Annotated in this window: 13 protein-coding genes; 2 read left to right on the top strand and 11 right to left on the bottom strand. The window is 70.5% G+C overall.

What is annotated here, in order from left to right:
* Positions 1-68: 68 nt before the first annotated feature.
* Positions 69-1,274, bottom strand: a complete 1,206-nt coding sequence (locus tag AMYAL_RS46770) for a chlorinating enzyme (RefSeq protein ID WP_020635771.1) — start codon at positions 1,272-1,274, stop codon at positions 69-71.
* Positions 1,275-1,806: 532 nt separating this feature from the next.
* Between AMYAL_RS46770 and AMYAL_RS0134030 the strand changes: the two genes are divergently transcribed.
* Entirely contained in the window at positions 1,807-4,482 is a 2,676-nt protein-coding gene (locus AMYAL_RS0134030; RefSeq protein ID WP_084702201.1) for a LuxR family transcriptional regulator, read from the top strand.
* Positions 4,483-4,496: 14 nt separating this feature from the next.
* Here the strand turns inward: AMYAL_RS0134030 and AMYAL_RS0134025 are convergent, their stop codons facing one another.
* From AMYAL_RS0134025 to AMYAL_RS46760, 7 genes are read right to left on the bottom strand one after another with little or no spacing between them, the layout of a single operon-like run.
* Positions 4,497-5,315 carry a [LysW]-aminoadipate kinase gene (locus AMYAL_RS0134025; RefSeq protein WP_020635769.1) on the bottom strand — a complete coding sequence of 273 codons (819 nt, stop codon included), beginning with the start codon at positions 5,313-5,315 and terminating at the stop codon, positions 4,497-4,499.
* A gap of 29 nt (positions 5,316-5,344) precedes the next feature.
* Positions 5,345-6,370, bottom strand: a complete 1,026-nt coding sequence (argC, locus tag AMYAL_RS0134020) for an N-acetyl-gamma-glutamyl-phosphate reductase (RefSeq protein ID WP_020635768.1) — start codon at positions 6,368-6,370, stop codon at positions 5,345-5,347.
* Positions 6,367-7,377: a transketolase family protein gene (locus tag AMYAL_RS0134015; RefSeq protein ID WP_020635767.1), complete on the bottom strand. Its 1,011-nt coding sequence runs from the start codon at positions 7,375-7,377 to the stop codon at positions 6,367-6,369. Before AMYAL_RS0134015 ends, argC begins: the two co-directional genes overlap by 4 nt.
* A complete protein-coding gene (locus AMYAL_RS0134010) occupies positions 7,374-8,222 on the bottom strand; it encodes a transketolase (protein ID WP_020635766.1) in 849 nt (282 codons plus the stop codon). The genes AMYAL_RS0134015 and AMYAL_RS0134010 overlap by 4 nt, the downstream gene beginning before the upstream one ends.
* Entirely contained in the window at positions 8,219-9,565 is a 1,347-nt protein-coding gene (locus AMYAL_RS0134005; protein WP_020635765.1) for a DegT/DnrJ/EryC1/StrS family aminotransferase, read from the bottom strand. The genes AMYAL_RS0134010 and AMYAL_RS0134005 overlap by 4 nt, the downstream gene beginning before the upstream one ends.
* A gap of 15 nt (positions 9,566-9,580) precedes the next feature.
* Positions 9,581-10,705: a M20/M25/M40 family metallo-hydrolase gene (locus tag AMYAL_RS46765; protein ID WP_020635764.1), complete on the bottom strand. Its 1,125-nt coding sequence runs from the start codon at positions 10,703-10,705 to the stop codon at positions 9,581-9,583.
* A 19-nt stretch (positions 10,706-10,724) separates the two neighbouring features.
* Positions 10,725-13,784 carry a non-ribosomal peptide synthetase gene (locus AMYAL_RS46760; protein ID WP_020635763.1) on the bottom strand — a complete coding sequence of 1,020 codons (3,060 nt, stop codon included), beginning with the start codon at positions 13,782-13,784 and terminating at the stop codon, positions 10,725-10,727.
* A 121-nt stretch (positions 13,785-13,905) separates the two neighbouring features.
* On the opposite strand from AMYAL_RS46760, the gene AMYAL_RS0133990 reads away from it, so the two are divergent.
* Positions 13,906-14,634, top strand: a complete 729-nt coding sequence (locus AMYAL_RS0133990) for a sulfotransferase-like domain-containing protein (RefSeq protein ID WP_020635762.1) — start codon at positions 13,906-13,908, stop codon at positions 14,632-14,634.
* Positions 14,635-14,823: 189 nt separating this feature from the next.
* Here AMYAL_RS0133990 and AMYAL_RS0133980 read toward each other — a convergent pair whose 3' ends face one another.
* The 3 genes from AMYAL_RS0133980 to AMYAL_RS0133970 are packed head-to-tail and all read right to left on the bottom strand — an operon-like array spanning position 14,824 to position 20,353.
* On the bottom strand, positions 14,824-15,888 hold the full coding sequence (locus AMYAL_RS0133980) for an acyl-CoA dehydrogenase family protein (RefSeq protein WP_167336176.1): 1,065 nt from the start codon (positions 15,886-15,888) through the stop codon (positions 14,824-14,826).
* A gap of 5 nt (positions 15,889-15,893) precedes the next feature.
* Positions 15,894-17,030, bottom strand: coding sequence for an acyl-CoA dehydrogenase family protein (locus tag AMYAL_RS46755; RefSeq protein ID WP_143268011.1), 1,137 nt, complete (start codon positions 17,028-17,030; stop codon positions 15,894-15,896).
* Between the two features lie 11 nt (positions 17,031-17,041).
* A complete protein-coding gene (locus tag AMYAL_RS0133970; protein ID WP_020635758.1) occupies positions 17,042-20,353 on the bottom strand; it encodes a non-ribosomal peptide synthetase in 3,312 nt (1,103 codons plus the stop codon).
* Between the last annotated feature and the right edge of the window lie 177 nt (positions 20,354-20,530).

The following is a 20,530-nucleotide window of genomic DNA, read 5'->3' as shown; positions in this document are numbered from 1 at the left end:
TGTGGGGTGGGGGCAGAGGCGCCTGCCCGGCACCAGCGGTGCCGGGCAGGCGGACTCGGTGCCTCCGGTCAGGCGGAGGCGCCGCTGTTGCTTTCGATGGTCGCCGCGATGTCGCGCAGCGTGCTCCTGCCGTACAGGTCCTCCGGTGGCAGGACGTCTTCGCCGAAGTTCTGCTCCGCCTTGGCGATCAGCTTCACCGCGGTGAGGGACGTGCCGCCCATCTCGAAGAAGTTCGCGTTCACGTCCTGGGCGGGCAGGCCGAGCTCCCGGCAGGTACCGAGCAGCCAGGCTTGTACGTCGCTCAGGCCGAACCCGCCGAGGCTGCCTTCCCTGACCGGGAATCGGTAGCCGTTCACGGTGGAATCGACAAAGCGGTTGTGCCCGTAGTTGTCCTGGCCGGAGACGAGCACGTTGCCGAACTTGTCCAGGCTGGCGCTGCCGCCGAACTCCGCCAGTGAATCGGAGTGGGGGTAGACGTGCACGGAGGTGGGCAGGTAGCGCCCGGCGAAACCCAGTCGCATGTTGTCGGTGAGTCCGAGATGTGGGTGAGAGGCGTGCATCAGGGTTGACCAGAAAATAATGAACTGTCCCTGGCGCATCACCTGGGACACCGCATTCGCTTCGTCGGGCGTCCAGTTCGGGTCCTTTTGCAGCTGCCGGTAGTCGTAGCCGAAGAAACCGCGCCGGACGCCGTCCTTGTCGACCTTGTTGATCAGGTCGGGGTTGTAGTCCATGCTTTTGGACTCGTCGTAGTTCATGGACTTGTGGGAACCGGGAATGAACTGCAGGCAGCCCATGTCCACCGACGCCTCGGTGAACGCCGTCCAGACCGTGATCGTGCCGCCGAACTCCGCGTCCTCCGGCCAGACGATCTGGGGGTGCTTCGAGCCCGCGACGTTGGAGAAGTTGTCCGCCTGGTGCCAGTCGGTGCCCTCGTCGCCGGGGTACTTGGGGAAGAACTCGGAACGCCAGCACAGGGTGTCCGGGCCGAGGATGCTCGAGACCCGGTCGACGATTTCGGGCCGGGTGATGTGCTCGGCCAGGAAGTCGATGTCGAGATGCCGGTCATAGTTCGACAGGTTCGTACTGCCCGATATGGTCCGGCCGCCACTGTAAATCGCGTTCTTGGTATTGAGCAGCTTCGGCCTCAGTGCCTGCAGATGTGCGGCCATCTCTTCGGGTTCATAAAGATCGAACGGTCCTATGTAGCCGTCGCGATGGAACTGGGCGAGCTCTTCCTTGCTCAGTTGCAAAGTCTTGCTTTCCTCGATCATATGCACCTTCTGCCGTCACGATGGTACGAGAATCTGCGGCGGAGTCGCCGCCAATAGCGATCACATTCAATTTTTTGTACACAAATCAAGGTGAGCGCGATGTGGATCAGAATCCCGCCGACCTGTGCCACTTAGCTGCTGCGGTGCGCCGGATGTCCGGTTCCATCCGGCCGAGAACATGTTGCACCTGCGGGCATCCGGTACCTAGCGGCCGGTGCGGTGGTTGCTGATCATGGTGCGACACGATCTCATGGACGCTCCCCAGTGGTAATTTCCACGGTCATTTGTGCCCTTTTCAGGGTTCTTCAACGACTGCCCCAGTGCTGGAAAAACCTGATGCCAACGTAACTTCGTGATCTCACCCTGTCAAGATTCTTCCCGGCTTGCGGAAGACACCAATGGTCCTTGTTCGGCTGACTCGATCCGTGTAACACTGACGGCGGAGACTCGTTTGGCGCAATCCGTGGTCGAAGGTCGCTGCCCAAACCACGCTGGGAGATCGAGTTTCGCAACTGGGGAAGGACGATCGAGGATGCCTGGGGGTTATTCCGTCGTGCGTGCCGCGCTATCCACGCCAATTCGCCTGTGGGGGAGGACGGCCGAGCTCGAGGCCTTCGACCACGCACTCGCCACGGTCACCGGGAACACCTGCAAGGTGCTGGAGATCGCGGGCGAGCCGGGGATGGGCAAGACCCGGTTGCTGGCCGCGCTGGAGGAGCGGGCGACGAGAGCCGGGGCCCGTGTCGCACACGGCAAAGCGACGGCCTCGCCGTTGACCAACGACTTCGCGCTGTTCGTCGACGCACTGGAAGATCTGCTCGCCGCGGACGGGAACGAGCTGCTGGCCGAGCTGGACCCGCGCGCGGCCTCTTGCCTGCCGGGGATCTTCCCGGTACTCCATCCGGCCGAGGGTGCTTCCGCCGAATCGCCGCAGCAACGTTACTGGGCGTACCAAGGGATCCGCTCGCTGGTGGGCAAGCTGGCCGACGGCAGGCCGCTCGTGCTGATCCTCGACGACGTGCACAACGCGCAGCCCGGCTCGATCGAAATGATCCTGCACCTGCTCAGGCGGCCGCTGAACGCGCCGTTGCTGCTGGTCCTCGCGCATCGCCCCCGTCAGTCGCCGGCGGAACTGCTCAGCGCGCTGAGCGTCGCGGTCGAGTCAGGTGTCGCGCGTTCGCTCGAGCTCGGGCCGCTGGACGCGGTGAACGCGCTGCGCCTGCTCCCGATGGGGATCCGGCCAGGTCTCCGCAGGCAGCTGCTCCGCGAGCACGGCGGGAAACCGGGTCTGCTCGGCGCGCTGGCGGCCGGACCGCCGGAAGACGTGGCGAGCGCCGATCCGGATGTGCTCCCACCCGGCCCGTTGTCGCATCCGGTGCTCGCCTCGGTCCGGCTGGACCTGCAGGCACTGCCCGCGCTCGCCCGGCAGGTGGCGCAGGCCGCGGCCGTCGTCGGCGACCGCTTCGACTCGGAGCTGGTGGCGGAGGTGGCCGAGCTCGGCCACGATCACACCCTCGAAGGCCTCGACGAGCTGATCGCGCACGACCTGGTGCGCGTGGGAATCGGGAACGACCGGCTGGTCTTCCGTGACCCGGTCGTCCGCTCGATCTGCTACCACCACGCGGGTGGCGGCTGGCGGCTCGGCGCGCACGCCAGGGCCTACCGGCTGCTGCGCGGGCGCGGCGCCCCGCTCGCCGAGCTGGCCCATCATCTCGAACGTGCCGGGAAACCGGCCACCGAAAGCGACGTCCGGACCCTGGTGGTGGCGGTCGAGCAGAGCGGGGACCGGACGCCGGCGACGGTGTCGGGCTGGCTGCGTACCCTGCTGCAGCTTCCGGGCACCGGCCCGGCCGAGCGGCAGCGGCTGGCCGCCCGGCTGGCGCGGTCGACGGCGTTGTCCGGTCTGCTGGCCGAAAGCCTTCCGGGACACCACGCCGCGTGGCAGCACCGCGCCGATCTCGACGACGCGGCTCTCGCCGATCTCACCGAGTCGCATCTGCGGGTGCTGCGGCTGCTCGGCCGCTTCGAGGAGGTGGCCGAGCTGGCCCGGCGACTCGACACCTCGGACGGGGCAGTCGCGGCGCGAGTGGTGCTGGGACTCGCGGAGACCTCGCTGGACAGCGGCGGAGACGTCGCCGGCTCCTTGGCGCGCGTCGAACGACTCGTGCCGGACGCCGAAGAGTCCGGTCGCATCGACGACACCGGTCTGCGGGCGCTGGCGATATACAGCGCCATGCTGGCGACCCTGGGCCGCGGTGTCGAAGCCACGGCGGCCGCGGACCGGGCGGCCGGTCACCTGAACGGCCTCGCCGACCCCGGCACGACCGTGGCCGTGGTCTGCGAGGCATTCGACTGGCTGGGCTGGGCGAATCTCTGGTCCGGGCGTACCGCGGAAGCGCTGGTGCACTACAACCGAGGTCTCGCGCTGGCGGAGCGTCACCGTCAGGTCCACGTCCTCGGCAGGCTCCACCTCGGCTTGGCCACCGCGTATCTGGCGGACGGCGCGCTCGGCGCGGCCGTCGAACACGCCGAAGACGCCAGCGCGCTCGCGAAGCCCTTCGGCAGCACCGGACTGCAGGCGCGGACGAAGCGGTTGTGCGCGGAGATCGGACACGTGATCGCCAGCGGTGGCGAAGGGCCGGAACCCGGCGACTCGGGATCGTTGTGCGCGATGCTGGCCGGGTTGAGCGCCGCTGTCGGCAGGCACGGTGACGCGCGGCTGTGGCACGCGCTCGACGAACGGCTGGGTTCCCGGCCGGGATTGGTCGACCGGTTCGGGCTGACCCTGCTGGCCGCGGCCTGCCTGCAGTGGGGCGCCGATCCCGGCCGGGCGTGGCGGACGCTGCGCGCCGCCGTGGTCGTACTCGGGGTACGCTCGTTCAGCGTGCTGGCGCCACTGGCCGGGCGGGCGTTCCACGCCGCCGACGAGTCCACAGAGGACAGTGCGGCGGAAGCCCGGCGGGAAGAGGCGGACTCGGGACCGGACTTCGACAAGGTCGTCCTGGCCCGGATGGGCCTGCTGAGCACCAGGGAGAACCAGGTGGCCGAACTCGTCGCGCGTGGCCGCACCAACCAGCAGATCGCGCGGGCTCTGGTGCTCAGCCACAAGACCGTGGAGACCTACCTGCGCCGCATCTTCGACAAACTCGAAGTCTCGTCGCGGTCCGAGGTCGCCGCGTTCACCGGCATCATGCCGCGAATGGCCTGAACGCCCGCGGGCGTTCAGGCCTTGGCGAGGCGCAGGCGGGTGCCGCCGCCGTCAAGGGCACGGGTGACCGGGTCTTCGGTCCGGCCGTCCGCGATGATCACGGTCTCGACGCCGCCGCGCAAAGCCTCTCGGGCGGCGATCAGCTTCACGCCCATCCCGCCGCCCATCTTCGGGGTTTCGTCGCCGAGCGCGTGCTCGGCGAGCAGGCTGGCGGGGTCGGCCGGATCGGCGAGCAGACCCGGCGCGGCGGTGAGGAACACCAGGGTCCGCGCCTTCAGTTCCACGGCAACGGCGGCCGCGATCCGGTCGGCGTTGGCGTTGACCGGGCGACCGTCCTCGGCGACCGCGGGCGGGGAGACGACCGGCGTCACGCCGTCGTCGAGCAGCAGCCGCAGCAGGCCGCCGTCGACCGAGGTGATCCGTCCGCTGTGGTCGTCGCGGACCAGCACCCGCCTGCCGTCGATGATCGCGCGGATCGCGGCGCGGCGTTCGGCGCGCAGCAGGTTCGCGTCGAGTCCGGACAGGCCGACCGCGCGGATCCCGGCCCGGCCGAGTTCGCCGAGCACCGCGGGCCGGACCTCACCCAGCAACGCCAGTTGCAGTACCCGTAGCGTCGCGGGGTCGGTGTGGCGGGTCCGCACCCCGCTGGCGGAGAGCAGTTCCCGTTGTGGCACACCGAGTGCGCCCGCGAGCTCGTCCACCGACGCCGAGCCGCCATGGGTCAGCACGATCCGCCGCCCCCGGTGGACCAGCGCCGCCACATCGGTGCATACCCGGCTCGGGTCGACCCCGGCGGCGCCGCCGATCTTGACCACCAGCAGCTCGTCCGTCATCGAGGCTCCTTCTCAGTACAGGACATGGTCTAAATCGGGTGCAGCCCGACGAACTCCAGGCCGGTCCGCTCCGGCCAGCCCATCCGGATGTTGAGGCACTGCACGGCATTGCCCGCGCCGCCCTTGACGAGGTTGTCCAGCGCGCCGATCGCGACCAGCCGATCGGAGTCGGGGTCGAGGGAGAACCCGACGTCGCAGTAGTTGCTGCCGATCAGGAGCTTGGGTTCCGGCAATCGGTACAGGCCGCGGCGCTGGGCGACGATCCGCACGAACGGCTCGTCCTGGTAGGCCGCCCGGTAGGCGCGGCGCAGATCCTGTTCACCGACACCGGGCTCGGTCGTGCAGTGGCACAGCACCTGCGCGCCGCGCACCGCTTCGACGCCGGTGGCCGCCATCCGTACCCGCAACCCGGTTTCCTGCGCGACCTCGGCTTCGTGCCGGTGGCCGTGCGGGGCGAACACCCGCATCGCCCCGCTGCGCTCGGCGTGCAGGTTCGTCGTCGTCGCCGAGGAACCCGAGCCGCTGGACCCGATCTTCGCGTCGATGAGCACGTCCGGCCGGATGAGGCCGGCGGCGGCGAGCGGCCGCAGCGCCAGGGTGGCCGCGGTGGCCATGCAGCCGGGCACGCTGATCCGGTCGGCGGTGCGCAACTGTTCCCGATGCCGCTCCGGCAGGCCCGGCGTGAAGTCCGCCGTCAGGTCCGCGGCGGGATGCGCGTCGCCGTAGTAACGCCGGTAGGCCTCCGGGTCCCGCAGCCGGAAGTCGGCGGTCAGATCGATCACGCAGGGCGCGTCCGGTCCCAGCGAGGTGACGTACTCGGCCGCTTTGCCGTGCGCCACGGCGATGAACACGACGTCATGGCTGTCGAGATCGGCCGGGTCGGTGAAGGTGAGCGGAGTGTGCCCGCGCAGGTTGGGGTGCACGCTGTCCACCCGCCTGCCCTGCTGGCTTGCCGAATAGACCTTGGTGACCTCGGCCTGCGGGTGGGGCAGGAGCAGCCGGAGCAGCTCGCCGCCGATGTAGCCAGCCGCTCCGATGATGCCGACGTTGATCACGTGAGCCCTTTCCGTTCGCCGGACCCGTGACGCAGCGCTCGCGCGGCCTCGACGATCGAGTCGGTGCTGACCCCGGTCGCGACCAGCAGTTCCTCTTCGCCACCGACCATGTCGAAGAATCCTTCCGGGACACCGATCCGGCGCACCGGGCACGGCACGGTCTCGGCGAGCACCTCGCAGACCGCGCCGCCCATCCCGCCCGAGGACACGTGATCCTCGACGGTGATGACCGCACCGGTTTCGGTGGCGGCGGCGATGAGCGCCTCGCGGTCGATCGGCTTGACGGTGTGCATGTTCAGCACCCTGGCGTTGATGCCGGCCGTGGCCAGCAGCTCGTGCGCCCGCAAGGCCATCACCACCGGGAACGGCCCGGTGGCGACGATGGTGAGATCGTCGCCGTCGCGCAGCCGGGTGGCCTTGCCGAGGACGAACTCGGCGGGCTTGTCGTGCACGAGCGGGGTCGCGGCCCGGCCGAGGCGCAGGAAAAGCGGGCCGGGCAGCTCGGCGGTGGCCCACACCGCTGCTTCGGTCTCGACGGCGTCGGCGGGTACCACGACCGTCATGTTCGGCAGGGTCCGCGCGATCGCGATGTCCTCCAGCGCGTGGTGGGTGGGGCCGTAGTGGCCGGCCGAGAACCCCGCATGGGTCACCACCACCCGCACCGGCAGGTTGTTGCCCGCGACGTCCACCTTGAGCTGCTCGCAGGCCCGGCAGGCGGCGAACGAGCTGATGGTGTTGGCGTAGGGCCGCAGGCCCATCGACGCCATGCCCGCGCTGACGCCCATCAGGTTCGCCTCGGCGATCCCGACATTGACGTACCGCTCGGGGAACTGGGCGCCGAAGCCGGTTTCCAGCCCGCCCATGTCGGAGTCGACACAGAACACGCGCGGATCCTTCTCGGCGAGTTCGGCCAGCGTGCTGCGGTAGATCTCACGGGTGCTCACCCGGTAGCGCTCTTGCCAGTCGACGCCGGCCTCGGTCCGCGTGGTGCCTTCCGCGAGGGTCATGACTGCCTCCTTGCCCGCGCCCGCAGCCCGCCCAGCGCGCGGGCGAGCAGCGCCGGGGTCAGCGTGACGTGGTGGCTCTTCTTCTTGTCCTCGAACAGCGGAACGCCCTTGCCCTTGACCGTGGTGGCCAGCACGGCCGTCGGCCGGTCCGGCTGCGACGGCACCTCCGCGAAGGTCCGGCGCAGTTCCTGGACGTCATGGCCGTCGACTTCCCGCACCGTCCAGCCGAAGCTGCGCCACCGGTCGGCCAGCGGCTCCAGCCCGAGATCCTCGGTGCGGCCGGTGATCTGCCAGCCGTTGCGGTCCACGATCGCGACGAGGTTGCCGAGACCGGCGGTGGGCGCGAACTGCGCCGCCTCCCACACTGAACCCTCCTGCAACTCCCCGTCACCCATCAGCACGAACGCGCGGGACGGCAGCCCGGACCGCTTGGCGGCCAGCGCGACACCCGCGCCGAGGGAAAGCCCGTGACCGAGTGAACCGGTCGGGAACTCGACGCCCGGCAGCCTCCGCAACGGATGCCCGGCGAGCCTGCCGCCGGTGACCGCGTAGTCGTCGCATTCGGACTCCGGCAGGAACCCGGCTTCGGTCAGCGCCGCGTACAGCGCCGCGCTCGCGTGGCCCTTGCTCAGGATGAACCGGTCGCGCGCGGCGAAGTCCGGATCGTCCGGCCGGACGTCGAGCACCTCGCCGTAAAGCACGGTGAGGATCTCGACGCACGACAGGCTCCCGCCGACATGGGTGCCCGACGCACTGGAACCCATGTGCAGGATCCGTTCCCGGATCCGCAGTGCCCGTGCCGTCAGCTCCGCCGGTACGTCGGTGGTTTCGGTGGGCACACTCATGCTTCGACCCTCTCCTCGGTGAACTCCGACCACGGCGGGCGGTGCTCGACCGATCTCGCGATCGGGATCAGCGTGTCGAGGTTCTCCCACACCTTGTGCATGGCCTCGGCGCAGCGCAGCAGCACCGGGCCGCTGTTCGGGTTGAGGTGCCAGCGTTGCAGTGTCAGGGAATCCTCGATGACCGCGGTGGTGACGGGGTAGTCCTCGGCCCGGTGTTTCACCGGTGCGACGTCGTTCAGCTTCCACGGGTAGCCGCCGAATCCGGCCCGGTCGCGGAACGCCTCCTGCCAGGGCAGCGGAACCAGCTGGTACTGCTGCAACGGCACGCCTTCCGCGCGCAGCGCCCGGTGCAGGATCGCGCGCAGCGCCCCCGGAGCGACCTCCGGGCAGCCCATCGCCACCGGGTCGAACCGCAGCCGCAGGATGTGCCAGGCGTGTGTGCGGTCCTCGGGCACGGCGGGCAGCAGCAGACCGGGCAGGTCCGCCAGATTGTCGAACATCGCCCGCACGTTGACCTGGCGCGCCGCGTCGTATTCGGCGAGCCTGTCGAGCTGGCAGCGGGCGAAGGCCGCCTGGACGGCGCTGAGTTTGGCGTTGCCTGCCAGCACCCGTGAGACATAGTCGCGTTCACGGCGGGTCAGGTCCTCGCCGAACTGGCGGTGCAGCACGACCTTGCGGTGCAGTTCCGGGTCGGCGGTGGTGATCAGCCCGCCCTCGCCGCAGGTCGGCAGGTTCTTGACCACGTTGAGACTGAACGTGGCGATGTCGCCGAGCGTCCCGGTGCGCTGCCCGCGATAAGTCGCCCCGTGCGACTGGGCCGCGTCCTCGATCAGCAGCAGACCGTGCTGATCGGCCAGTGCCCGCAACGCGGTCATGTCGGCGGGCAGGCCGTGCAGGTGCACCACCAGGATCGCGCGGGTGCGCGGGGTGATGAGTTCCTTGGCCGCGGCTGGAGACATGGCGAAGGTGACCGGGTCGATGTCGACGAACACCGGGACCAGCATCCGCTGCACGGCCCCGACCGCGCTGGCCACGAAACTCAGCGCCGGCACCAGGATCTCCGCTCCCGGTTCGATACCGGCCGCGGCCAGTGCCAGTTCGATCGCCGCGGTGCCGTTGGACACCGCGGCGCAGTGCGGCGCGCCGACGAACTCGGCCCATTCACGCTCCAGTGCGGCGACCTCGCCGCCGCCGGTGCTGTTGGAGGTGAAAGAACCGCTTTCGAAGACCCGCCGGGCGGACTCGTGCTCGGCTTCGGTGACGATCGGCCACCGGATCTGCTCGGCGGGCACACTGCCCCGGTCGATTGTCCGGCTGCCGCCGAACATGGCCAGCTTGGCCATCAGTGGTCCCTTCGGTCAGGTCTGGCTGGGGGTTCGGCCCAGGTGGCTGGTCGAAAGCGTGGCGAGCCCGGTGGCGAGCCGGTCGACCGCGCCGGTGAGGATCTCCGCGGCGAGCAGGTACTCGGACAGGAGGATGTGCTCGTCGGGGGTGTGGTCCTGGTGCGGGTCGCCCGGCCCGTAGGTGGCGATGGGCACCTGCCAGGCGGGGCCGAGCACGTTCATGTCGGAGGTGCCGAGCTTGACCTTGAACTCGACGTCGCCGGTGCGGTCCCGGATGGAACGGGCGAGCGCCTGTGCCACCGGGTCGGCGCGCGAGGTCCGTACCGCCGGAGTGTTCTCCAGGACGGTGATCTCGGTGCGCGCGTCGATGGTCCGGGCGAGTTCGGCGACGTCGGCGAGGAACGTGGTGGCGTCGAAGCCCATCGGCGTCCGGCAGGAGACGACCAGTTCGGCGTCGGTCAGCGTGCCGGACATCCGCACCAGGGTGGGGGAGAGCTGCCGGAAGACCGGGCCGTCCTGCGCGCCGGTGCCGGTGAAGTCCAGCAGCGACTGCCAGAACCGCGCGGCCACTTCGGACGCGGTGGGCTCCGGGCTGCTGGTGTGCGCCTGTGGCCGCCGTACCGAACAGGCGAAGCGCAGCACGCCCTTGTAACCGACGACGACCGTCCCGGCTCCGCTGGGCTCGCCGATCACCACGGCGTCCGCGCGGTGCGTCGCGACGATCTCGTGCGCGCCGACGGAGTCGCGTTCCTCGTCGACCACACCGACGACCATGATCCGCACGCCGTCGGGCCGGTCGGCGCGCGACGCGGCGACGATCATGGCAGCCAGAGGGCCTTTCGCGTCGACGGCGCCCCTGCCGTAGAGCCGGTCGCCGTCGATCCGGAGCGGCGGCCCGCCGGGCACGGTGTCCATATGCCCGAGCAGCATGATCGTCGGGGCGCCGTCGTCGCCCAGGGAGCCGATCACGTTGCCGACCTTGTCGCGGTGGGTGTCGAAGCCCAGATCGGCCAGCTGTCCGGCGAGGAACAGGCCGAGCTCGTCCTCACTCCCGGAGACCGACGCGATGCCCACCATCCTGCGCAGCAGCTCGACTGCCTCGGCGTCGGTGACGGCCGCGGCAAGGGCCCCTTCTCGCATCAGTTCTGCCCTTCGGCGGTCATGCTCCGGCTGTCGTCCCGGAGCCCCGGTGCCACCCCGGCCGGGCTGGTTCCCTTGGGGCGAATCCATTCCCAGTCTGTGGCTCAGCGGTCGGACGGACAGTCGGGGACTTTCCCGACAGGGCGGCCCGGCCCGCGATCTCGGCCCGGCCGGTGGGCGACGGCAGCGCCGCCCGATCGAGCTTTCCGCTGGGCAGCAACGGAAGCCGGTCGAGGACGAGGTACACCGACGGCACCATGTGCGCGGGCAGCAGCGCGGTGAGATAGGCGCGGAGCTCGGCGGCGGTGGGGCGCTTCTCCCCGCGAGGGGTCACGTACGCGGCCAGCTTGGGCTCGCCGCGACCGTCGTCGAAGGCGATGACCACCGGCTCGTTGACCGAAGCGTGCGTCGACAGTTCCGCCTCGATCTCACCGGGTTCGATCCGGAAACCGCGGATCTTGATCTGCTTGTCGAGCCTGCCGAGGAACTCGACGTCGCCGTTGGACCGGAACCGCGCGTGGTCCCCGGTCGCGTAGACCCGGCTGCCGGGCTCGGTGCCGAACGGGTCGGGCAGGAACCGTTGCGCGGTCAGCCGTGGCCGCCGCCAGTAGCCGCGCCCCGGTCCCGCGCCCCCGATGAACAACTCGCCGGGTACGCCGACCGGTGTCGGCCGTCCGTGCTTGTCGAGGATGTACACACGCTGGTTGGCATACGGCCTGCCCCACGGGACACCGCCGGGGTATGAGCGATGGGTGACGCGGTAGGCCAGGCTGCAATAGGACGACTCGGTCATGCCTGCCAGGTTCAGCAGGCGTACGCCGGGGATCAGCTCGAACAACCGGCCGGGCAGGGCCGGGGGCATCCGGTCACCGCCGAGACCGACCACCCGCAGCCGGACGCCGGGCATCCCGCCGCGCGTATGGGTGACGAGCGCGTCGAGCAGTGCGGGCGCGGAGCTCCACGCGGTGACCTGCTGACCGACCAGCAGATCCAGCAGCCGTCCCGGATCGACTGTCTCGGCGTCGCTGGGCACGATCACCGCCGCGCCTGCCGCGAGCGTGCCGAACACCTCGTAGACCGACATGTCGTAACTCAGCGAGGAGATCGCCAGCATCCGGTCGGCTGGCGTCAGCTCGTAGGCCTCGTTCACGCCGTGCAGGGTGTTGACCACTTTGGCGTGCTCGTTGGCCGAGCCCTTGGGCGGCCCGCTGGTGCCGGAGGTGTGGATCACGTACGCCAGCCCGGCACCCTCGGCGCCGGCATCGGGCCGCGCGGCGGGCGATGCCGCCACCGTCGCCCATTCGGTGTCCAGCCGGATGAACCGGATACCCGCGTCGAGCTGTTCGGCCGCGGTGACCGAGGAATGGGTCAGCACCACGGTGGCTTCGGCGTCTCGCGCCATGTAGTTCAGCCTGGCGGGCGGATAGCCGGGATCGAGCGGCACGTAGGCGGCGCCCGCCTTGAGCACACCGAGCGTCGCGATGATCATCAGCTCGGAGCGCGGCAGGCAGATCCCGACCAGCTGTTCGGCACCGACGCCCTGGGCACGCAGGAAATGCGCGAGCCGGTTGGCGCGCTCGTCGAGTTCCCGGTAGGTGAGGGTACGGTCCCCGAACACGACGGCGACACCGTCGGGTGCCTGGTCGACGGACCGTTCGAACAGACCGTGCAGGGTTTGCGGGCCCAGCGCGGTGACCTCGCCGGAGTGCCCGCTCAGCTCGGCGATCAGGCGGGTGCTTTCGGCTTCGGTGATCAGCGGCAGCAGCGACACCGCCTCGTCGGGATGGGCCGTGCCGCGCTCGAGGACCATCGCGAACGCGGCAGCCATCCGGCTCGCGGTGTCCCGGTCGAACAGGTCGGTGCTGAACTTCCAATGGCCGTCGAGGCCGCCGTCGGCGGGGGCGAGTTCGAGGGCGACTTCGCAGTTCGTCGTCACGGTGCGCGCGGGCAGCTCCTCGATCACCAGATCGTCGAGCCGCAGCCGCGCGGGCGGGGTGTCGCGCAGGGTCAGCGTCACCGACACCGGCGGGACCGCTCCGGCCTCGCCCGCCATCGGTTCGAACGGCACCGCCTGATGCGCCTCCGCCGCCTGGCATTCGTCGCGGGCGGCGTCGATCAGCGAACCGAACGCGGGGTCGGCGCGCAGATCCAGGCGCAGGGGCACGGTGGTGGCGAACAAACCGACCATGGACGTGGTCTGCGGCGCGGAGCGGCCGGTCTCGGTCGAGCCGACGAGTACCTCGGGCTGCCCGCTCCACCGCCACAGCACCACGGAGAACGCGGCGAGCAGGACCGCGAACGGGGTGGTGCCCGCGTCGGCGGCCCGCAGTTCGACGGCCGCGGTGACCTCGGGGGTCAGCCGGAAGCCGACCGCGTCGGCGCGCGCGGTCCGCACCGCGGAGCGGGACCTGTCGGCGGGCAGCACCAGCGCGGTCGCGCCCGCCAGGTGGTTCCGCCAGTACCGCCGGTGGTCGTCGAGTTCGCCGTGGCCGAGCCGTTCCCGTTGCCACACCGCGACATCGCCGTACTGGACCGACGGCTGCGGGAGCCGGGAGGCCGTGCCGTGGCGGCCGGACTCGTACAGGGCGGCCAGTTCGGCCAGCAGCACCCCGATCGACCGGCTGTCGCAGGCGACGTGGTGGATGTTGAGCAGCAGCACGTGTTCCCGGTCGCCGACGCGCAGTAAACCGGCGCGCAGCAACGGATCCGTGGCGAGGTCGAAAGGGGTGCCCGCCTCGCGCGCCCACGACTCGTCGATCGCGCGTTCGGGATCGGGCGCGTGGGTGATGTCGCGCACCGGGAGCGGCACCGGCGCCGGCGGGCGCACCACCTGCCATGGCGTGCCGCCTGACTCGACCAGGTTCGTCCGGAGCACTTCGTGCCTGCGCACGATCTCGTCGAGGCAGCGGCCCAGCGTGGGGATGTCGAGCTTGCCGGTGAACCGGACCGCGGCGAGGATGCCCGGCGGCGTCGTCGCGGGATCGGCCCGGTCGAGGAACCACAGCCGTTCCTGGGGCAGTGAGCAGACCAGTCTGCCTCCACTGCGGTCGGCTCGGGCGATCACCCCGTTTCCCGGCATGCCGGTCACTCCTCCCCGTGGACGTGCAGCTCCGCTGCGAGCATCACGGCGCCGGGAGACGGAGACAAGTCGGGCACTGTCCTGACTTAGCGGCTCCGCCGGGGGCGGCTTGGATGAGCGTATGAACGAGCGACCTCGGGTGATCGCGCTGTGGGCCGCACCGCGGTCCCGGTCCACGGCCTTCTTCCGTTCGATGATCCAGTTGGGCGGGCTCGTCACGCTGCACGAGCCGTTCTGCAACATCGTCGACTACGGCCGGACCGAGGTGCTCGGCGACGAGATCACCTCGCACCGTGAGCTGATCTCCCGGATCCGGGAGATCTCGGCCACCCGGACGGTGTTCTTCAAGGACACCACCGATATGCGGTACGACGAGGTCCTCGCGGACGAAGAGTTCCTGGCCGGCGGCCAGCACACCTTCCTGATCCGCTCCCCGGCGGAGGTCGCGGCCTCCTTCTACGCCGTCAAGCCGGACATGGTGTGCTCCGATCTCGGCTTGGAGCGGCTTTACGAACTCCACCAGGCGGTGCTGGCCGCCGGTGGCCGCGCGCCGGTCGTGCTCGATGCCGCCGACCTGGTGAGCGCGCCCGAGGCGATGCTGCGCGGCTACTGCGAGCGGGCCGGTCTCCCGTTCCGCGCCGAAGCCACGAACTGGGCGCCGGGATCGCGGCCGGAGTGGGAACTGTCGGGCCGCTGGCACACCGCGGTGAGCGAGAGTTCCGGCTTCGTCGACAAGACCACGGTGTACGCCGACACCGTGGAGAACAACGCCGAACTCAAGGCGTTCAGCGACCACCACGAGCCGTTCTACCACCTGCTGCGGGACACCCGCCTCGTGCCCGCCGCCTAGCCGTCCTGACCGCTCACGACCACCGAGAGACTGCGCAGGCCGCGTGTCGCGAAAGCCACTTTCGCGACGTCTGATGTCCCGAAAGTGGCTTTCGCGACACGATCGCCCACCTCACCCGAACACGACACCGCCACCCGCGCACCACAAGCAGGTACCTGAAACACCCTTGGCTCTAACGACCCGAATCACTCACGACTTGGCCAGCGCGGCCGCGAGTTCGGCGCGGAGGGCGGTGGCGGTGCCGTACCACTGGCCGTCGATGTGCGCGCGACGGTAGAACAGCTGCGCGTCGCAACGGTCGGTCATGCCGAACGCACCGTGCAGGTGCACCGACTCCTCCGCGCTGCGCCGGGCGACTTCGCCCGCCAGCAACGCGATCCGCGCGCCGGTCCGGGCGTCCGGGCCTTGTTCGGCGGCGGCGTCGGCCAAGGCCCGGACCGCTTCGGCCTCGGCGGCCAGCCCGGCGAGCCGGTGCGCGAGCACCGTCGACTTGGCCAGCGGCGCGCCGAAGGCGTTCCTCGACCGCAGGTACTCGCCGGTGAGCCGGACCGCCGCCTTGGCCGAGCCGACCAGGTAGGCCCCGTGCCTGACCCTGGCCCTGGCGAGCACACCGGGGTAGTCGTCGTCGACGTCGAAGACGCCGCCGGTGACCGCGGCCGACTCCAGCGTCACCGCGTGCAGATCGCCGGCCGCCACGTCGTCCTGACGGCGCACCAGGACTCCGGGCTGGTCGACCGCGACCAGCCCGGCGCACACCCGGCCGTTCGCCGTACCGAGTACCAGCAGATCGTCGACGTCGGTGGCGAACCCGACGAACTTCCGGACCGCGGTGACGGTCGTGCCGTCGGGGGAGACCCGCCACGGCGCCGGGCTCGCCGGATGATCGGTGCCGCTGGTCCGCAGCGCGAGCGCGACGGTCCGGCCGTTTTCGGTGATCCCGTCCAGCAGCGCGGTCTTCCCGCTGACGCCGAGCAGATCGGCGGCGGTGACCGTGTCGGGGAACGGGCTCTGGTACAGCGCCGCGCCCATCAGGTCGGCGACGTCCAGCAGCCGAGCGAAGGTCACGGGTTCGGCCGGGGACCGCAGCCCGGACAGGGCACCGAGCCCGGTCAGCGCCGACCACACCTGCCGCCGGGTTTCGGCATCGACAGGGTCGGGTGCGGCGTCGGCACCCGCCCCTCGCGCGCGTTGCCCGAGCCGTCGCAGCAACGGCGTGGTCTCGTCGTCGAACAGTGCCGTGAGATCAGCCGTCATGGTCATCAGAGAAGTCCCAGTCCACTCGCCGCGATCAGATAGAGCATCACCTCGGAGGTGCCGGAGGCGAGCCGGAGGCTGGGGCCGGTGCGGTAGGCGGCCTCCAGCACCCCGTCTTCGGGGGCGTCCTCGTCCCATCCCGACAGGGCCGCGTCGAGCCCGTCGACTTCGGCGGCGGCGCGCAGGACCGGCCGGGCCTGTTCCGAGGCGTACCACTTGGCCATCGCGGAACCGACCGGATCCGGCTCACCCCGCGTGAGGTTGCGGACCTGCCGCCAGGCCAGTGCCTCCGCCGCCGACAGCCGGGCGTCGAGCTCGGCCAGCGGGTGGGAGTAGGCCGGATCGTCGAGCTTCCCGCTCTGCGCGGCACGCCGGACGACCGTGTCGAACAGGACGCGGGCCTTGGCGTGGAAGTCGATGCCGGTGCGTTCGAGCAGCAGCAGGTCGTTCATCAGGGTCCAGCCGTCGTGCGGCGCGCCGACGACGGCGTCTTCGGTCAGCAGCAGGCCGTCGATCACCACCTGGGTGAACCGGTCGTTGCCCAGCGACGGCACCGTCTCGACATGCACGCCCGCGGAGGTCAGCGGCACGAGGAACAGGGTGATGCCGTCCATGCCGACACCGCTGTCCCGTGTGCGCGCGGCACACAGCGCCATGTCGGCGAACTGCGACTTCTGGTTGTAGATCTTCGCACCGCGCAGCCGCCAGCCACCGCCCTCCGGACTCGCGGTGGTGCGCAGCGCGGCGAGGTCGGACCCGCACTCGGCTTCGGTGAACAGCACCGTGGCCGCCCGCTCGCCACTGGCCAGTGCGGGCAGATGCGCCCGCTTCTGCGCCGCCGACCCGCTGTGCAGCAGGAACGTGCCGACGATGCCGATGCTGAGGGTGTGCAGATCGTCGGGCACGCCCGCCAGCAGCATCTCCTCGGTCAGCGCGGCCGCCTCGGCGGGCCCGAGGCCGAGGCCGCCGAACTCCACCGGCCAGTGCGGCGCGAGCCAGCCTCGTTCGCCGAGCAGGCGGTAGACCTCCAGCCGCCCGGTCTCCGCCGACGGCGGCAGCCTGCGCAGCTGTTCGACCTCCCGCCGCACCTGCTTTTCGGCGAAGAACTCCCGGAGCCGTTCACGGAACTCCGTGCCGGTCATGGCTTCGCCGCTCACCGGGTCGGCCCGCCGTCCGGATCGACCTCGTCGAGCAGCGCGGCCAGTTCGTCCGCCGACACGTCTTCCAGCTCGCGTTTCTCGACGAGCTCGGCCAGTTCGCCGAGGGTGGCGTATTGGAACAGCTCCCGCAGTTCCAGCCGGACGCCGAAGGTTTCGTGAACGCGGGTGGCGACCTGGGTGATCTTGAGGGAACTGCCGCCGATGGCGAAGAACCCGTCGCCGAGGGAGATTTCCTCGACGCCTAGGATCTCCTGCCAGATCGCGGCCACCGCGAGCTGCGTAGCCGTGCTCGGCGGCTCGGCGGCCACGACCACGGCGCCGGTGTCGAGACCGGGAAGCCGCGCGCGGTCGAGCTTGCCGCTGGCGGCGCGAGGCAGTTCCGCCAGGGTCACGAACTGGGTGGGCACGAGGTAGACGGGCAGGATGCCGCGCAGTTCGGCACCCAGCCGCGCGGAATCCAAGTCGTCGCCCGCGACATAGGCGACCAGCTGGGCCGAGCCGCCCGACCCGGAGACCACGACGGCCGCGTCGTCGACCCCGTCGATCGTCAGCAGGGCGTGCTCGATCTCCGTCGGCTCGATCCGCAGGCCGCGGATCTTGACCTGGCTGTCGATGCGCCCGATGAACTCCAGGTTCCCGTCCGCGCGGCGGCGGACCAGATCCCCGGTCCGGTACAGCCGCGCACCGGGGCCGCCGAACGGATCCGGCACGAACTTCTCCGCGGTGGGGCCCGGCGCGTCCAGGTAGCCCCTGGCCACCCCGACGCCGCCGATGAGCAGCTCGCCGGGCACCCCGGACGGGACCGGCTGGCCGAACCGGTCGACGACGTAGGCCTGGTAGTTCGCCATCGGCACGCCGATCGGCGGCATCGCGTCGTGATGCTCGTGCGGGCACAGGAAGTCCACGCAGGCGACCGTCGCCTCGGTGGGCCCGTAGCCGTTGTGGAACTGCCTGCCCTCGGTGTTCCACGCGTTGACCAGCTCGCCGGGGAAGGCTTCCAGGCCGACGAACAGCGCGCGCAGGTCGGGCAGGTCCTCGGGGGAGAGCAGGCGCAGCACGGCGGGCGGCAGGTCGGTGACGGTGACCCGCTCCGACCGCATCAGTTCGGTCAGCCGCACGGGATCCAGCAGTTCCGACCGCGGGGCCTGGACGAGCGTGGCCCCGCTGCACAGCGCGCCGAAGAAGTCGAACAGGCTGACGTCGAACGCCGGGTTGGCGAACTGCAGGACGCGGTCGCCTTCCCGGAGCCCGAACAGTTCGATCACGGCGGGCGCGAAGTTCGCGATCGACCGGTGCGAGACCTGCACGCCCTTGGGCCGTCCGGTCGAACCGGACGTGAAGATCACGTAGGCCAGGTTGTCCGGTGAGACCTCGACCGCGGGCCGGGTGGCAGGCAGGCTGTCGAGCGACGGATCGTCGACGCAGACCGCGCGGACGCCGGGCGGAAGGCTGCCTGCCAGCGCTTCGGTCGTCACGACGATCCCGGCGTGCGCTTCGGTGAGCAGCAGTTCCCGGCGCGCGGGCGGATGGTCGGGGTCGAGCGGCAGATAGGCCCCGCCCGCCTTGTGGATGCCGGTGAACGCGATGGGCAGGCCGGGTCCGCGTTCGAGCAGCACCCCGACGACCGTCTCCGGCCCGGCCCCGGTCTCGATCAGCCGCGCGGCGAGCCGGTTGGCCGCTTCGTCGAGTTCGCGATAGCTCAGCGAGACGCCGCCGAACCGGCTGGCCACCGCGTCCGGCACCCGGTCCACTGTGGACTCGAAGAGCTGGTGCAGGCAGAGCTCCGAAGTGCCGTAGTCACGTTCGGTCCGGTTGTCGTCGACGACGATGGCCTGGTACTCCGCCTCGCCGAGCAGCGGAAGCCCGCCCAGTCGCAGGCCCGGATCGTCGAGGAACAGCTCCAGCGCCCGCCGGTAGTGGTCGAACAAACCCCGGATGCGCGCGACGTCGAACAGTTCCGTGGAGTACTCCGCCCACAGCCGCAGGCCCCGCCCCGGTACCTGGGTGAGCTGGACGGCGAGGTCGAACCGCGCGGTGCCGACCTGGAAGGGATAGACCTCGGCCGCGAGCCCGCCGACGGTCGCCGACTCCGCATTCGAGTGCTGCAGGGTGAACGAAACCTGGAACAGCGGGTTGCGCCCTGGATCGCGGTCGGGGCCGAGCTCGTCGACCAGCTTGCCGAAGGGCAGGTCCTGGTTGAGGTGCGCCTTGATGACGGTGTCGCTGGTGCGGGCCAGCAGCTCACGGAACGTCGGGTTGCCCGCGGTCGAGACCCTCAGCACGACGGTGTTCGCGAAGAAGCCGATCAGCGGATCGATCTCGGGCCGGGTACGGCCGGAGAAGATCGAGCCGACGACCACGTCGGACTGGCCGCTGTAGCGCGACATGATCGCGGTGAACGTGGCCAGCGCGACGGTCAGCTCGGTGACCCGTTCGGTTCTGGCCACCTCGGTGAGCCGTCCGGCCAGCGCTTCCGGCAGCAGCACCTCCTCGGTCGCACCCGCCTGGGAACGCTCGGCGGGCCGGGGCCGGTCGGTGGGCAGGTCGAGCGTGGGCAGGTCACGGAGCTGCTCACGCCAATATTCGAGTTGAGCCTTCGGCGCCTCGCTCGCCAGCCAGCCGCGTTGCCACACCGCGTAGTCGGCGAACTGGACCGGGAGCGGCGCCGGGGCCGCGGCGCCGGTGGTGGCTCGCTGATAGCTGGTGACCAGCTCGCCCAGGACGATGGCGGTCGACCAGCCGTCCGTTGCGATGTGGTGCATGGCGAGCACCAGGACGTACTCGGCCGGTCCGAGCTTGGTCAGCGCGGGCCGGAAGACCGGTCCGGCTTCGAGGTCGAACGGTTCGCGAACCAGTCGTTCGACGGTGACGGCGGCCGCGGTTTCCGGATCCGGTTCGCCGGAGAAGTCGTGCACCGGCAACGCCAGTAGCTCCGGCGCCGGATCGACTTCCTGATACGCCACACCGTTCTCACTGGGATAACGGGTGCGCAGCACCTCGTGCCGCCGGACGACGTCGGTCAGGGCGCGCCGCAGCGCGTCGACATCCAGGTCCGCGCGCAGGCGCAGGACCAGCGGGGAGTTGTAGACCGGGCGGCCTTGCGCCCACCGGTCGAGAAACCACAGCCGCTGCTGGGCGAACGACAACGGCAGCCTTCGGTCCCGCGCGGCAGGCGTGATGCGGCCGGTCCCGGACTGGCCGAGGCCTTGCTGTCGTTCCCGCAGCGCCAGAACCGCTTTGCGCGCTTCGGCGAGGCCTGCGTGCGGACTGGCGTCGGGTCGTGCTGGCGGATTCGGCATCGACATGGTGATGGGGCTCCCCGGTGCTGGAGGGTTCCTCGCCCACGAGGCGGCTTTCACCATGTCCTTTTCGGGTGCGCGGACACGAGTCCGGCATTACCCCTACAGGTCCGGGAGGGCGAGTTCTGCGACATTCGGTCCGCAACCACCGAGCGTGAGGCGGGGATTGAGTGTCCACAGTGG

This window comes from Amycolatopsis alba DSM 44262 (assembly GCF_000384215.1).
GTDB lineage: Bacteria > Actinomycetota > Actinomycetes > Mycobacteriales > Pseudonocardiaceae > Amycolatopsis > Amycolatopsis alba.
The sequence above is the reverse complement of the archived record's forward strand: the minus strand, read 5'-3'. Positions and strand labels throughout refer to the sequence as shown.